The sequence below is a fragment of the Flavobacterium sp. genome (assembly GCF_013822155.1).
GTDB lineage: Bacteria > Bacteroidota > Bacteroidia > Flavobacteriales > Flavobacteriaceae > Flavobacterium.
Map to the genome: position 1 here is coordinate 23905 of NZ_PNJW01000013.1, position 15466 is coordinate 39370.

Sequence of the window (15466 nt, forward strand, 5' to 3'; positions counted from 1 at the left end):
ATTAAACAATTAGTTAATTAAAGCGGTGTAAGCGTTGTTATAAACGGTCTTTCTACAGTGTTACCAGTAAAAAATATAGAATAGTGAATAGTAATAACACCCGTTGTTAAATCAACTGAACTTAACGCCTTTTGTGCAGCACTTTGTCTAACTTCGTTAGTAAACGCAGCAGCTAAGTTTTGTGTCTCTAAACCTAATACACCACAAACGTCTTTAAAAACATAACCAGCGTTTGTACCGGCAGGTAATTGAATTGTATTACCAGAAGTACCAGGTGTTTGGCCTGCACAGTAATATGGTCCTATGTATGATGTTAAGTACAAACCATCACCAATTTCTCTCACATTATCTTGAGCAAAAGTATAAACAACTCCTGTTTCAGTTCTAACAGTTGAGTTAGAATATAAACCCTTTAGGAATGAACCACAAGATACAGTTACATTTGTTTTTGGATTATTCATGTGAGCATTACCGTTATCTAAATTTGACATATAAGATAATTCCCATTTATCACCAATATTCAACGTTGAATCATCAGCAGGTAATGGCACACCATTAATTGATAAGCCAGCTATCAATTCATTATAGTCAAATGTAAAAGAAACTGTCTCCATTTGGTCAACATTCGGAAAAGTAAGCGTTTTCAATATAATCTTTTCTGACATTACTCCATCAAAAGTAATAAATTGCTTGTAAACATCAACTGTTTGAATCTTTTCACGACCTTGAAAACCTGAAATAGTTACAGGAAAAGCATCAGTTGGTGCACTACCTTGAGCATAAGTCAAATCAGTAGTTTGTACGGTTAACAAACCGCCTTGAGTTGCACTATCCGTTAGCGTATCACTAGTATCATTTGAACAAGACGTAAACGCTATTGATGCAAATAAGAATAATGAAAGTTTAAATATTTTTTTCATAATTATCAATTTTTTAGTTCATCCACCATACTTTAGACAGCATGGTATCTCCATTACTTAATAAAGCGGATGCTGCAGTATAATTTGCATTGTTAGTATTTTGTGAATTAGTAGAATAATAAAATCTACTAGGAATTTGATTTATGTCAGCATTTTGAACAGGAGCAAGAGCAGGGAAACCAGTTCTTCTCCATTCTGTCCAAGCTTCAATACCCTGACTATATAAAGCTAACCAAGTTTGGTATCCAATTCTTTCATTAGCTTGAGCAGTTGTAAAGAAATCGATACCTGATTGAGCAATATAAGCATCAGTTGCAGTTGTACTAATACCATTAAATGCCATACTAGCTCTAATCCCAGCTAAATAAAATTCTCTAGAGGCATCAATACCACCAGAAATAAAACCTTTACTAGCTGCTTCGGCCAATAGAAACTGAACTTGAGCATTTGATAAAAAGATCCCTGGAAGAGTTGGTTGCAAATAAAATGTACCAGGAGACGAAAATCCGTTATAATTTCCAGAATTTTCAACTCCAGGAATGTTACCTACATAAAGATTCGCATCATTTTTTTGAGCATATACCGGTAATCTTGGGTCATTAGTATTAGCTAAAGCGTTAACTAAAACTGAACTTACTTTGTATTCTTTTCTACCTCCATTATCAATTGTTTCATAAATTGGATTTGCATTTGGTATAGAAGATGCATAAGTCATTTGAGCCGAATCAGAGTTAGAAGAAAACAATAATCCAGAATTTACTAAATCTTGTAATTCAGCATTTACATTTCTTTTGGAAGAAATTCGCATTAACGCTTTAAATTTTAAAGAAGCCGCAAATTTTCTCCATTTAGTAACATCACCTCCATAAGCTAAATCAGATGTTGATGTAAAATCACCTGTTCCGGTTGCAAATAAAGATTCTGCTTCATCTAATAAAGCTAAAATACCATCATAAACAACTTCTTCAGCGTCAAAAACAGGTTTAACATTTCCAGGAACAACAGCTTCTGTAAAAGGAACAGGACCATAAACATCGGTCAAAATTTGAAAAGCATTAGCTTGCAACACTAAAGAAACACCTTGCAAATTAGTATTACCTTCTTCACCAGCTAATTTGTAAGCTTGCTTAGATTCATTAATAACATTTACATATAAAACATCATATAATGAATTCATTACCGCTCTTCTGGGAATATATCTTTCTTCGTCATTGTATTGAACTTTAGACCAATGCTGAGCCCAACACAATCCCATATCACCACCAACCTGTGCATTATAAACTATATCTTGAGTATTAATCATAGATGCAGCTAATAAAAGATTAGGATCAGTAACAACCGGGCTATTAGGAGTAGTGTTTATCTCCTCAAAATCTTTATCACAACTCACCGCAGTAAAAGCAATGGAGGCAATAAATAAATAAACTATTTTTTTCATTGTCATTTTTTTTAGAATTTAATATTAACATTAAAACCATAAGATCTAGCAGATGGTAATTGACCAAATTCCTGACCTTGCTCTCCGTTTGCATTACTAAAGGCAGATTCCGGATCAACATGAGGCGTTTTGGAATACAATAATGCTAAATTTCTACCTACTACAGATAATTTTAAATCTTGGATAAAAGAACCTTTTAACCATTCTTTAGGTAAAGAATAACCAAAAACTATTTGTCTCAATTTAACATAACTAGCATCAAAAACACCACTCTCAGTAAAGTTAGAATAGTTATAAGCATATTGATTAAAATCTTTAGCCGATCTTACTACGTTGTTAGCCACATAACCACCATTACCGTCAGCCATTACACCATCACCTACAACACCAGTTTCACGACCATATAAAGTTTCTTCTAAACCACCGGCATATCTACCCCACATATAAGTCATAGAGAATAAATCACCTCCCATTTTAGCATCCACTAAAGTACTTAAATCGAAGCCTTTGTATTTAAACGCAAAATTAACACCACCAGTCCAATCTGGAGTAACATTACCTAAAACTTCAAGTGTTTCTTTATTTGTTTTTGGTAAACCATTTTCATAAATAATTTCACCTGCATCTGTTCTAGCATAAGGGAAACCAACTATAGCACCATAGGCTTCACCTGGGATTGCTTGCAATTCCATACCCCATTGACCTCCTAATACATAAGAGTCATAACCCGCTAAACTAACCACTTCATTTTCATTTTTAGCAAAATTCACATCTATATCAAAGGAGAAATCATTAGTTTTTAATACAGTTGCACCTAATGTAATCTCAATCCCTTTATTTCTCATCTCCCCAGCATTTTCCCATGAATTTGTGAACCCTGAAGCTGTTTCAACTTGTAATGGCAATATTAAATCATCACTCGTTTGATCATAATAAGTAAAAGCGAAACGTAATCTGTTATTAAATCCATTTAAATCAAAACCAGCTTCAATACCAGTTGTTGACTCAGGTTTAATCAATGGATTCCACTGTGTATTTGGCACAGTTGAAATAGTTCCAAATAAATTACCAGTAACATTAAAAGTAGTATTTGTACTATACTCACCCAATGCACCAGTACCCCCTACTTTAGACCATCCACCTCTAAGCTTTAAATAATTTATCTTAGCATTGCTGAATCCTAAAATATCAGATAAAATTAAAGACCCAGAAACAGCAGGATAAAAGAAAGAATTGTAATCTGGAGCTAATAAACTTGACCAGTCATTTCTTCCTGAAAAATCTAAAAAGGCATATCCTTTATAAGATAATTGACCAAAACCAAGCACACTATTAATTCTTTGTTCAAAATAAGTATTATTAGCTAATGCGAAAGTCCCTGATTTAGGATTATTTAAAGTAAATAACCCCGGCAACTCAATACCACTTGCTAATTCTCCACTAATATTTGTTCTTACTCTTTTCATACTATTCATACCCGCATTCAAACTTAACTTAAAATCTTCACTTAAATCTTTTTGATAAGTAAGAATAGTTTCTGCATTTATCTCAGTATATCTTCTTTGGACTTCAGCATAGTAACCATCTTGAAACTCATTAGTACCTTTTTCACTTCTTAATGTTTCTCTTTGAGAATAATGATCCATCATTAATTTACCATTCACAGATAAATTATCATTGAATTTAAAATTCAAGAAAGCATTACCGGTAAATCTGTCTTGATCAAATGTATTTCTATTTTTTTCCAATATCCAATAAGGATTGTTTTGGAAATTAGTATTCCAGTTTAATGGAGTACCAGCTGCTAATGTATTAGGATCAGCCAATGGTAAATTTCTCCAATCTCTTAAATCAGGAAAGTTAACGTTACGAGCAGACCAAATAAACTGTTGTACAACGTTTTGGTTGTTATACCCAACTGTTGGCAAGTTATTACTTTTATTATTAAAATAATTTACACTACCTCCAGCGGTTGCCTTTTTCCCTAACTGAGTTGAACCATTTAAAGAAACATTGAATTTTTTGAAATCTGTAAAAGGAACCATCCCCGTTTCGTCAGAATTACCAATCGAAAGTCTAAAGTTAGACACATCATTACCCCCAATAAAAGACACACTGTTTGTGATTGAAACCCCAGTGTCATAAAAATCTTTCACGTTATCAGGATGAGAAACCCATGGTAATGGAGCTCCACCTACTTTATAAGAATCCCATTGAACAAAGTTTAAGCCCACATCTAACGCAGGACCCCAACTTTCATCTACACCATCATTGTAACCACCACCAGATCCATCAAAAAAATTAAAAAAATCATTGGTAGCTCCTTGTCCATAAGAATTTTGAAAGCTTGGCAATTTCAATGGATCAGAAAAAGTAATGTTAGAGTTAAAAGAAACTTCAAACTTACCTTTGTTTTTGCCTGATTTAGTAGTAATCAAAATAACTCCATTACTGGCTCTTAAACCATATAATGCAGCAGCAGTAGGTCCTTTCAACACATTGATACTTTCAATATCATCAGGATTAATACTCGCAGCACCATTTGGTAAATCTCTACCACCACCAGAACCTGCATTACCATAATTTGTATTATCAAATGGAACACCATCAATAACAAACAATGGTTGGTTGTTACCAACGATAGAAGAAGCACCTCTTAAAATAATTCTGGCAGAAGCTCCAACAGAACCTGAAGAACTTGTAACCTGAACCCCGGCTACTTTACCGGATAAAGCATTCACTAAGTTAGCCTCTCTGGCTTCAGTCATTGCTTCACCTTTAATAGATTGTGCAGCATAGGTTACGGCTTTTTCTTTTTTCTTAACACCAAAAGCACCCGTTACTACAACTTCATCTAAAGCAGTATCATCTTTTAATGTAGCATTTACTACGTTAGACGCAGCAACTTTAACAGAAACTGCTTTGTAGCCTACGAAAGAAAAATCTAACGTTTCGCCTACACTTGCTTTAATGGAATACTTTCCATCAAAATCTGTTGATGTACCTCTACTTGTACCTTTAACAACAACTGTTGCACCTGGCAACGGCATACCGCTAGCATCAGTAACAGTACCTGATACAGTTTTCTCTTGTGCGAACGAAAACTGCATTGAAAACGCTAGTAAAAGCGTAAAAATCCATTTGAACTTCGATCTCATATTAAATTTATTTGAGTTAGTTATTCCGCAAACTTCCTAATAATTTCTTAAATAAACAAATATTACTTCGGAATAATATTATTTATTTTTGTTAAAAATTTTGCAGTTAGTTCGTTGTTATGGCACAAACTTGATTAGAAGATGCTTTAAAACAGAAATGGTTGCGTGACAATTCTCATTTTATTAAACTATTTTTATGTTAAAATTAAGATACTCGGAATATGAATTTGAATGCGGAACAGATGAAGCCGGCCGAGGATGTCTTGCCGGACCGGTGACCGCGGCTGCAGTAATAAGCCCTTTACGATTTGGACAAGAAAATGGGACTCATTTGATTGAAAAATATTTTGAATTACTAAACGATTCTAAGCAGTTGTCCGAAAAAGTCCGATTTGAATTAAGACCCATTATTGAGGAAACTGCTTTTTCTTTTGCCGTTACACATATATATAATGTAGAAATTGATGAAATAAATATTTTGAATGCTTCCATGAAAGCTATGCAGGAAAGTATTTTGAAATTAAAGAGAATTCCAAACTATATTATTGTAGATGGAAACAGACCTTTAAATGGAAAATTAGGATTGATTCAAAAAAATGGTAAGATTTTTACTCCTAAAGAAACGGAACTTTTGAAATCTATTCCGACTACAAGCATAGTTAAAGGGGACAGTAAATATGTTAGTATTGCAGCTGCTTCTGTTTTAGCTAAAACTTACCGAGATGATTATATGAATCAGATTCATGAAGAATTTCCCATGTATAATTGGAAACAAAACAAAGGGTATCCTACCAAGGAACATCGAGAAGCAATTGCTAAATACGGTACGACCAAATACCACCGAATGACCTTTAGATTATTACCTGATCAATTGAAATTGGATTTATAAATTCAGCTTCAAATAAATTAGAAAAGTGTTTTACTATTTTTTCTTTTACTTTCTCTTCCTCTACTTTTTCAACACCGAGTTCAACCTGTAAAGAAGTTACAGCTTTTCCGCGAATGCCACAGGGAATGATATTATCAAAGTATCCTAAATCGGCATTCACATTTAAAGCAAAACCATGCATGGTTACCCAGCGAGAAGCCCGAACACCCATCGCACATATTTTTCGAGCAAAAGGAGTGCCTACATCCAACCAAACTCCTGTTTCTCCTTCACTTCTTGTTCCTATTAAATTATATTCAGCTAACGTTAGAATGATGACCTCTTCTAAAAACCGTAAATATTTATGAATATCAGTAAAATAATTTTCTAAATCAATAATTGGATAGCCTACGATTTGTCCGGGACCATGATACGTAATATCTCCACCCCGATTAATTTTATAGAAAGTTGCTTTTTTTGCATCTAGTTGTTTTTCAGAAAGCAGTAAATTTGAAATATCGCCACTTTTACCTAAAGTATATACATGAGGATGCTCCACAAAAAGAAAATAATTTGGCGTTTCAATTGCTGAGCCTTCTCTTCTGTTCAAAATTTTAATATCAACTATTTTTTTAAACAATTCTTCTTGGTAATCCCAAGTTAGTTTATAGTCTTTTGAGCCTAAATCTTGAAGTTGAATTTTTTTGTTCATTTTGTAGTTAAAAGTACAAAAGTACAATTTATACCTTCACAAATTAAACTGTTTTATTTACAAGTCTCTAAAAACCCAAATCAAAATAAACCAATGCAATTTCACTAGGTTGTCCTTAACTAAAAAAAAATTATCTTTGCACCTTTAAAAATTGATGCTATGCAACTTTCGGAACAAGAAATAATTCGACGCGAAAAACTAAACATTTTAAGAGAAATGGGTATTAACCCATACCCTGCTGACCTTTATCCGGTTAATCACACTTCAACTGAAGTGAAGGAAAACTATGAAGAAGGCAAGAAAGTGATTGTTGCCGGAAGAATTATGAGTACCCGAATTCAAGGAAAAGCCTCTTTTGCATCTTTACAAGATAGTGAAGGAAGAATTCAATTGTATTTTAATCGAGATGAAATATGCCCGGGTGAAGACAAAACATTATACAATGAAGTATTTAAAAAACTGATTGACCTTGGTGATTTTGTTGGTGTAGAAGGTGAATTATTTACTACACAAGTCGGTGAAAAAACAATTAAAGTTTTAAATTTTAAACTTTTGAGTAAAACACTAAGACCTTTACCTCTTCCCAAAACAGATACGGAAGGACACGTTTTTGATGCTTTTACCGATCCTGAGTTGCGTTTTCGTATGCGTTATGTCGATTTAGTTGTAAACCCACATGTGAAAGAAGTCTTTGTTAAAAGAACAAAACTTTTTAATGCCATGCGAACGTTTTTTAACGACAAAGGCTATTTTGAAGTAGAAACACCTATTTTACAATCTATTCCAGGTGGTGCAGCTGCGAGACCATTTATGACTCACCATAATAGTTTAGATATTCCTTTGTATATGCGGATTGCCAATGAATTATATTTGAAAAGATTAATTGTTGGAGGTTTTGACGGTGTTTATGAATTTTCTAAAAACTTCAGAAATGAAGGCATGGACCGAACGCACAATCCGGAATTTACAGCAATGGAAATTTATGTAGCTTATAAAGACTACAATTGGATGATGGATTTCACTGAAAATCTGCTAGAATTTTGTGCAACGCACGTTAATGGGACAACTAATGCGACATTTGGAGAGCATCAGGTGGATTTTAAAGCTCCCTATACCCGTATCACAATGACCGATGCAATTATTAAATTCACCGGTTTTGATATTTCAGGAAAAACAGAAGATGAAATTAGAATTGCTGCTTTAAACATGGGCGTTCAAGTAGATGATTCCATGGGAAAAGGTAAATTAATTGATGAAATTTTTGGAGCAAAATGTGAAGGTAGCTTTATTCAACCTACTTTTATAACCGACTATCCTAAAGAGATGAGTCCGTTATGTAAAGAACATCGAACTAATCCTGAACTTACGGAACGATTTGAACTTATTGTTTGTGGAAAGGAAGTGGCAAATGCCTATTCTGAATTAAATGACCCAATTGATCAGAGAGAACGTTTTGAAGCACAATTAAATTTAGCCGATCGTGGTGATGACGAAGCCATGTTTATTGATAACGACTTTTTAAGGGCATTAGAATATGGAATGCCCCCAACATCCGGATTAGGTATTGGAATGGATCGACTAGTTATGTTTTTAACCAACAATCCATCCATTCAGGAAGTTTTATTCTTCCCACAAATGCGACCTGAGAAAAAACAAGTGGAATTATCTGAAGACGAAAAAATTGTAGTAGAAATTTTAAAAATCTCAAACAATATTTCGCTATCTGAATTAAAGGAAAAATCAGCTTTAAGCGGCAAAAAATGGGATGCGGCTATGAAAGGTTTAGCCAAAAACAATTTGGTAAAAGTTCATGTTGAAGGAGAACTTAAAACCGTTGAATTGAAAGGTTAATTTAAATAAATTATAAAAATCAAATCCCGACTATAAATAGTCGGGATTTTTTTGTTTTTAATAATTTTGAGATCCAGCCATTGCAGAAGCGAAGATTGCTCCAAATACGGAAATAAAAACAATCATTAAACCAATTACGATTGCCAAAACTATCAATTGTGCTTTAGCCCAATTTTGTTTATTTACGTTTTCATTATTACCAAAGGCATAAACAAATAACATAATAAATCCTACTAAAGGAATTGCCATAATTAAAAGTGTTACGAGCCAGTCTTTGACTGACATTGGTTTTTGATTTGCATTTTGAATTTCTTCCATGTGTGAGTTTTTTTGGTTATGTATGCAATATACTTAAAAATGTAAGAATTCCATTTTGTGTGGTCTTTTTTGTTAAAAATATCCTAAGCATTAAACTATTCAAATTATTAATGGTCTTAATGTATATCATTCATAAAAAACAAATAAAATGAAAAATGTAATTGTAACCGCAATTTTGTTATTTGGATTAATAACATTTGCACAAGAAGGCCAAATTAATGCTAGTAATGGAAGACCTGCAAGAATGGGTCAAAAACAAAATTTCACACCTGAACAAAGAGCAGAACTTCAAGTAAAAAGAATGACGCTCCATTTAGATTTAAACCAAAAACAGCAAGTGGAAGTAAAAAAATTAGTATTGGAACAAGCCAAAAAAAGAGAAACCATACAAACTGAGATGAGAGCTAAAAGAGAAAGTGGTGTAAAACCAACCGATGAAGAACGATTTGCTAATCAAAGTCAAATGCTAGATGAAAAAATCGCTATGAAAACAGCTTTTAAAAAAATTCTTACTCCTGAACAAATGGCTAAGTTTGAAGAAAATTTGGCTAATCGCTCTGAAAAAATGCAAGCTCGAAGAATGAATAAATCGAAAAAATTTGCAAACAAAAAATAATTTTTTTAAACAATATTTTGTCAGTTAGTCAATTTGATTTATATTCGCTCATTAACTAACTAAAAATGACCGTTATTATGAAAAAAATTGTTGCTATAGTATTGTTTATGATTGCTTTTGGATTTTCATCTAATGCACAAAGTTCAATAAGTAATGCTAAACCTACTTCAAGAGAAGTAAATCCTAAAGAAGCTGCTTACAAAGATATTTCTGATTTGAGTGCTGTTATAGACATCACTCCGGAATTTAAAAATGATTTGATGACTTTGTTTATGATGCGTGAAGAAGCAATAGCAGGTTGTACTACTGAAGACGAAAGAGTAATTACATACCAAAAATTCGGTGAGAAAATAATGTCTGGTTTAACTGAAGAACAAAGAAAAACTGTTGCTCAAAAACCAGAATTATATGCAAGGTTAACGAAATACAAATCTGCAAAATAACAGTAGTTATATAGAAATCACAAAAAATCCCGATTACTCGGGATTTTTTTATTTAAAATTGTTTTGAAACAGTATCGATTGCTTTAATCGTAAAATCTAAATCCTCATAAGTTAAAGCATCTGTAATAAACCATGTTTCATAGGCTGATGGAGCTATATAAATGCCTTCTTTTAACAATCCATGAAAGAATTTTTTAAAGGTTTCATTATCTCCCCCTTTAGCCGTTTGAAAATCAATAACTGGTGTTTCATTAAAATGGACAGAAATCATGGAACCGACTTTGTTAATTGTAAAAGCAATTTGGTTTTTAGTCAAAACGTCCCGAATTCCATTTTCCAAATATGTTGTTTTTTCGTCCAAACGTTTAAAGATAACATCATTTTGATTCAATTCGTTTAACATGGCAAAACCGGCTGCCATCGCTAACGGATTTCCGGATAAAGTTCCCGCTTGATAAACAGGCCCTATCGGAGATAAGTAATTCATAATTTCATTTCGGGCAGCAAAAGCACCAACCGGTAATCCGCCTCCAATTACCTTTCCGAAACAAACAATATCGGCTTTGATTCCAAATAATTCTTGAACACCTCCTTTTGCCAATCGAAATCCGGTCATTACTTCATCAAAAATCAGTAATGCTCCATCAGCATCACAAAGTTTTCTTAAACCTTCTAAAAATCCATTCAAAGGTGGCACACAGCCCATGTTCCCTGCAACGGGTTCTACAATGATTGCTGCAATTTCCTCTTTATTTGACTCAAAGAGTTGAGCTACACTTTCCAAATCATTATAATTGGCCAATAAAGTATCTTTCGCTGTACCTTGTGTTACGCCGGGACTATTGGGTATTCCAAATGTACTGGCACCGCTACCCGCTTGAATCAAAAAGGAATCTGAATGCCCATGATAACAGCCTGAAAACTTGATGATTTTATCTCTTTTTGTAAATCCCCTAGCTAAACGAACAGCACTCATACAAGCCTCTGTTCCCGAATTTACAAAACGAATTTTATCAATATTTGGTACCATCGAAACAGCTAATGCGGCAATTTGTGTTTCCAATTCCGTTGGCATTCCGAAAGAAGTTCCAAGTTTAGCTCGTTCAGTTATTGCCCTAATCACGGGCTCATGAGCATGACCTAAAATCATTGGCCCCCAAGAGTTGATATAATCAATCAGTCTGTTTCCATCTTCGTCGTATAAATAAGCCCCTTTGGCACTTTTTACAAAAATTGGTGTACCGCCAACTCCTTTAAAAGCTCGTACAGGAGAATTAACTCCACCCGGAATTACTTTTTCCGCTTCAGCAAACAGTTCACTACTTCTTTGGTATAACATTGTATTTTATTTATTTTTTAAATCATTATTTCACACTGATTTTCTGTCCAACTGAAAGCGAATCTGATTTTATATTATTTTTCTTTTTTAATTCGTCAACAGAAATATTAAATTTTTTGGAAAGTGAATACAGCGTATCTCCTTTAACCACAACATATTCTTCTTTGGTAGTTATTGTTTCGGAAGTTGATTTTGTTTGAATAGCTGATTTTCCAACAACTTCAACATCATATTGATGCAAATTATACCGTTCTATCAAACTGATTAACTTATCAGGATATTTTGGGTCTGTTGCATAACCTGCATTTTTGAGCCCTTTTGCCCATGCTTTATAATCACCTTGAGGCAATTCAAATAGCGAATCATAACGGCTTCTGGAAGTTAAAAACAAGGAATGGTCACGATAGGACTCTGCCGGATCTTTGTATTTTCTAAAACATTCTTTTTCAGAATCATCATCGAAAAGAACACTAGGTCCTGTCCACTCTTTATGACATTTAATGCCAAAATGATTATTTGCCTTTTGGCTTAAAGTTCCTGTTCCAACTCCTGATTCTAAAATTCCTTGTGCTAAGGTAATGCTTGCCGGAACTCCGAATTGTCGCATGTTATTTTTGGCAGTTTCCTTAAAATCTTCGATATATTTTATCACCATTTCCGGTGTAACTTTTACCTTTGAAGTCGCTTCTAAAACTTCCTGAGCGTTTTCATTTTCATTCTTTACTGTGGAATTAGAAGTTTGTTTCTGTACTGGCTTCTTAACGTTTCTTGTAATTGGAGCTGACGATTTTGAAGTTCTAATCGTTGGTTTAGACGAAGAACAAGCCGTTATGATTAATAAACTTAAAAGGAAAATTACTTTCTTAAACATGTATTTTTATTTTGGGCAAATGTAATTGTTCTAATTTAATATTCATACCTTGAATTCCCTGAAGGCCTCCGGTGTGAATAGCAAGAATTTTTGAGCCATTGGGAAAAAATCCTTTTTCAACTAAATCATATAATCCAAACAACATCTTTCCGGTATAAACGGGATCTAATTGTATTTTAGTGTTTTCTAAAAAGAAATTCATAAATTGAATCAACGCTTTGTCAATTTTTGCATATCCACCAAAATGATAATCCAGATTTAATTCCCACCGATTATTTTGGGCATATTTACAAATATCTTCTTTTAAAAAATCACCCTTTAAAACTGGAAAACCAATCACTTTTTGATGATTCAACGAAGAATTAATAATCCCTGAAATTGTGCCTCCGGTTCCTACACAACAGCAAATATAGTCAAAGAAGGCATCTTCCTGTGTTAAAATTTCTTCACATCCTTTGATAGCTAATTCATTTGTTCCACCTTCAGGAATAAGATAAAAACGACCAAATTGATCCATTAAATCCACCTGATAAGTTGCTTCATTTTTGTGTCTGTATTTTTCTCTCGTTTCAAACACAAACTTCATTCCACATTGTTGTGCAAATAATAATGTTGGATTATTATTTATTTGTGATTCCAATTCATCCCCACGGATTACTCCAATTGTTTTAAAACCATATTCTTTTCCTGCGAAGGCTACTGCTGCAATATGATTTGAAAAAGCTCCACCAAAAGTTAATAAAGTATCTTGATTTTCGGCTTTCGCTTGTTCCAAGTTGTATTTTAATTTTCTGTATTTATTTCCTGAAATATAAGGATGAATTAAATCTTCTCTTTTAATAAAAAGGGAGACATTTTTATTAAATCCAATCACTTCCTGATTAATAACTTTGAATTCCATACGCCAACAAAAGTACTGAATTTGAGCTGAACAAAAAAAGACAGCCATAATGACTGTCTTTTGGATAAATTTATCTTTCGATTAAAATTATTCTTTAAAAATCAATACTTTTTTACTGATTTCCTGATTTTCAGCGGTATTAATCTTAACAATGTAAACACTGTCGCTTAATCCGGAAGTTGAAAATTCATAAGATGGTTCAGCAACTAATTTTTCTTTATTAAATATTAATTTACCTGTTATATCAAATAATGATACAGATTTCACATTTAATAAATTTGGATTACTAATTGACAATTTTTTGTTTTCATTGTTATGAATCACATCAAAATTATAACTAGTATTATCAGGAGCACTTAATGTTTCATTTAAAAAAGTAATTTCAAAACGGTCTGTTACATTTCCGGCAGGCAATGTAATATCTACAAAACCATTCTTGATATCATGATAAATAGTTGTTTGTTTATCATAAAGATAAATGTTTTCAGCCAAATCAAAATTGATTAAATTACCTACTAACACTCTAAAATTTGATTCTGTGGAAGCTTTAACGGCAAAAGGAATTCGTTTTGTAATTTCGAAAGGCAAAGTTGAAATCACAAATTGTTTATTATCTACAATTGGAAAATAAGCATCGTTAGGCAAATTAAGTTCCTGTGTCGCAGCGTCAAAAGCAAAATCATACCCATCATTGGTGTTTGGATTAAAGGCTAAAACGGTTTCTCTTGTAAATTGATTATTTAAAATCGTATGAATTTTGATTTGAGGCAATTGAGCTTTTGAAAACTGCGTATAATCTGTTCCGGTTAAATTTGGAATTTCTTGCCAGTTTTCATTTGTATCTGTTGAGTTTTCATTGGTTGCATTTCTTTCAAATTCGGAATTAGTAGTAACACCTCCTTCTTTAACAAAAACACGATAATCATTTTTCATTTGAGCCTCTGGAGAAGGAGTTGGAACAACGCCTTTAATTATAAATCCTTGCCCAATTGGAGAAAACATTCGATAATAATTAACTCCGAATCCAGTACTTGCTGTATTTGGTGTACCATCACTATTATAAGTAGTCCAAGGTTCATTAGCATAAGTCCCCGGTGAAAAGGGTCCATTATTTGCAACATAACTGCTATAACCTCCGACGTAATTTGCTAAAACGTGAGTTGTTCCCGGTTTTTCATGCTCCCAAAAATAAGCAGCTCCATCAATAATGGGAGATCCTACAAAAGTAGTACTACCATCACCATAATCTATACTATACCCACTATTTTCCAATAAAAATAAATTTAGATTTATAGCAGAGGGATATGGATTTCCGGTTAATGTACTATTGGTATAATTAGGTCCAGGATCACTAACAACAGGAATTCCAATTGTTCCATCATTTGGTTTTCCTCTAAAATCATAGCGTTGTTTATTAGTTGGGTTATTTTGAACACCAAGTACTGATGTGTTGTCTGTTCCGCTAACGCCTTTCATGGTAAACCCTTGACCGGCAGCAATAGTAGTTCCCGCACCAATAAAATTCCAACTTGAATATTGATTAGCTGTAGTTAACGTATAAATCCAACGGCTTGAAATAGTTAAAAGACTATTTGTTGTAGAGCCATTATTTGAAGTTGTAGTTGTTTGCCCTAAAGGCGAAAATGAAATAGGTGTAATTCCATCAGGTCTTTTTAATAATGTAATCCCAAAATTAGAATTCAATACACTTGCAGAAGGCACTCCAACAGGAGAACACCAATAATTGTAACCAAAATTATTTGAAGTTCCTTCTTGAAAAACTGAAAGTGAGCCTAATCCTGTATTTGCTGAGACACCACTTGTTTTTTGCAACAACTGACTTTCATCTCTTAAATAAATATCGCCATTAGCAGCAAGGCTTACATCTTGAGTAACGGTTACATATTGGTTTTGGACGTAAACGAAACTTCCTGAACTCACATGCAATTGAGCATGACTTATGAGCACAGAAAAAAAACATATTACTAGTGGTAAAAATTTCAGTAATTTTCTCATATCTAAAAACTTAAA

General features: G+C 33.3%; 13 protein-coding genes. 4 read left to right on the forward strand and 9 right to left on the reverse strand.

The window, feature by feature from the left end; all coding sequences use genetic code 11:
- Window positions 1-17: 17 nt before the first annotated feature.
- Genes C0512_RS05315 through C0512_RS05325 form a run of 3 tightly spaced genes read right to left on the reverse strand, consistent with a single transcriptional unit; the run spans window position 18 to window position 5516 of the window.
- A complete protein-coding gene (locus tag C0512_RS05315) occupies window positions 18-920 on the reverse strand; it encodes a hypothetical protein (RefSeq protein WP_290859512.1) in 903 nt (300 codons plus the stop codon).
- Between the two features lie 13 nt (window positions 921-933).
- Window positions 934-2358, reverse strand: a complete 1425-nt coding sequence (locus C0512_RS05320; RefSeq protein WP_290859514.1) for a SusD/RagB family nutrient-binding outer membrane lipoprotein — start codon at window positions 2356-2358, stop codon at window positions 934-936.
- Between the two features lie 11 nt (window positions 2359-2369).
- Window positions 2370-5516, reverse strand: a complete 3147-nt coding sequence (locus C0512_RS05325; RefSeq protein WP_290859515.1) for a SusC/RagA family TonB-linked outer membrane protein — start codon at window positions 5514-5516, stop codon at window positions 2370-2372.
- Between the two features lie 196 nt (window positions 5517-5712).
- On the opposite strand from C0512_RS05325, the gene C0512_RS05330 reads away from it, so the two are divergent.
- Complete coding sequence (locus C0512_RS05330) at window positions 5713-6405, forward strand: ribonuclease HII (RefSeq protein ID WP_290859517.1); 693 nt, start codon at window positions 5713-5715, stop codon at window positions 6403-6405.
- Here C0512_RS05330 and lipB read toward each other — a convergent pair.
- The gene (gene lipB, locus C0512_RS05335) at window positions 6368-7096 is read right to left on the reverse strand and encodes a lipoyl(octanoyl) transferase LipB (RefSeq protein ID WP_290859519.1); all 729 of its coding nucleotides are present in this window, start codon (window positions 7094-7096) and stop codon (window positions 6368-6370) included. The genes C0512_RS05330 and lipB overlap by 38 nt on opposite strands.
- A gap of 159 nt (window positions 7097-7255) precedes the next feature.
- Here lipB and lysS point away from each other — a divergent pair, with 159 nt between their 5' ends.
- Window positions 7256-8947 (forward strand): lysine--tRNA ligase, encoded by a 1692-nt coding sequence (lysS, locus tag C0512_RS05340; RefSeq protein WP_290859521.1) that lies wholly within the window; start codon window positions 7256-7258, stop codon window positions 8945-8947.
- A gap of 57 nt (window positions 8948-9004) precedes the next feature.
- Here lysS and C0512_RS05345 read toward each other — a convergent pair whose 3' ends face one another.
- The gene (locus C0512_RS05345) at window positions 9005-9265 is read right to left on the reverse strand and encodes a hypothetical protein (protein WP_290859522.1); all 261 of its coding nucleotides are present in this window, start codon (window positions 9263-9265) and stop codon (window positions 9005-9007) included.
- A 148-nt stretch (window positions 9266-9413) separates the two neighbouring features.
- Here C0512_RS05345 and C0512_RS05350 point away from each other — a divergent pair, with 148 nt between their 5' ends.
- Window positions 9414-9881 carry a Spy/CpxP family protein refolding chaperone gene (locus tag C0512_RS05350; protein ID WP_290859524.1) on the forward strand — a complete coding sequence of 156 codons (468 nt, stop codon included), beginning with the start codon at window positions 9414-9416 and terminating at the stop codon, window positions 9879-9881.
- 77 nt (window positions 9882-9958) lie between these two features.
- A complete protein-coding gene (locus C0512_RS05355) occupies window positions 9959-10324 on the forward strand; it encodes a hypothetical protein (RefSeq protein ID WP_290859525.1) in 366 nt (121 codons plus the stop codon).
- A 52-nt stretch (window positions 10325-10376) separates the two neighbouring features.
- Here the strand turns inward: C0512_RS05355 and hemL are convergent, their stop codons facing one another.
- From hemL to C0512_RS05375, 4 genes are all read right to left on the reverse strand, one after another.
- Window positions 10377-11663 carry a glutamate-1-semialdehyde 2,1-aminomutase gene (gene hemL, locus C0512_RS05360; RefSeq protein ID WP_290859526.1) on the reverse strand — a complete coding sequence of 429 codons (1287 nt, stop codon included), beginning with the start codon at window positions 11661-11663 and terminating at the stop codon, window positions 10377-10379.
- 25 nt (window positions 11664-11688) lie between these two features.
- On the reverse strand, window positions 11689-12534 hold the full coding sequence (locus C0512_RS05365; protein WP_290859527.1) for a glucosaminidase domain-containing protein: 846 nt from the start codon (window positions 12532-12534) through the stop codon (window positions 11689-11691).
- Window positions 12527-13435, reverse strand: coding sequence for a 1-aminocyclopropane-1-carboxylate deaminase/D-cysteine desulfhydrase (locus C0512_RS05370; RefSeq protein WP_290859553.1), 909 nt, complete (start codon window positions 13433-13435; stop codon window positions 12527-12529). The genes C0512_RS05365 and C0512_RS05370 overlap by 8 nt, the downstream gene beginning before the upstream one ends.
- 87 nt (window positions 13436-13522) lie before the next feature.
- Window positions 13523-15451 (reverse strand): T9SS sorting signal type C domain-containing protein, encoded by a 1929-nt coding sequence (locus C0512_RS05375; RefSeq protein ID WP_290859528.1) that lies wholly within the window; start codon window positions 15449-15451, stop codon window positions 13523-13525.
- Between the last annotated feature and the right edge of the window lie 15 nt (window positions 15452-15466).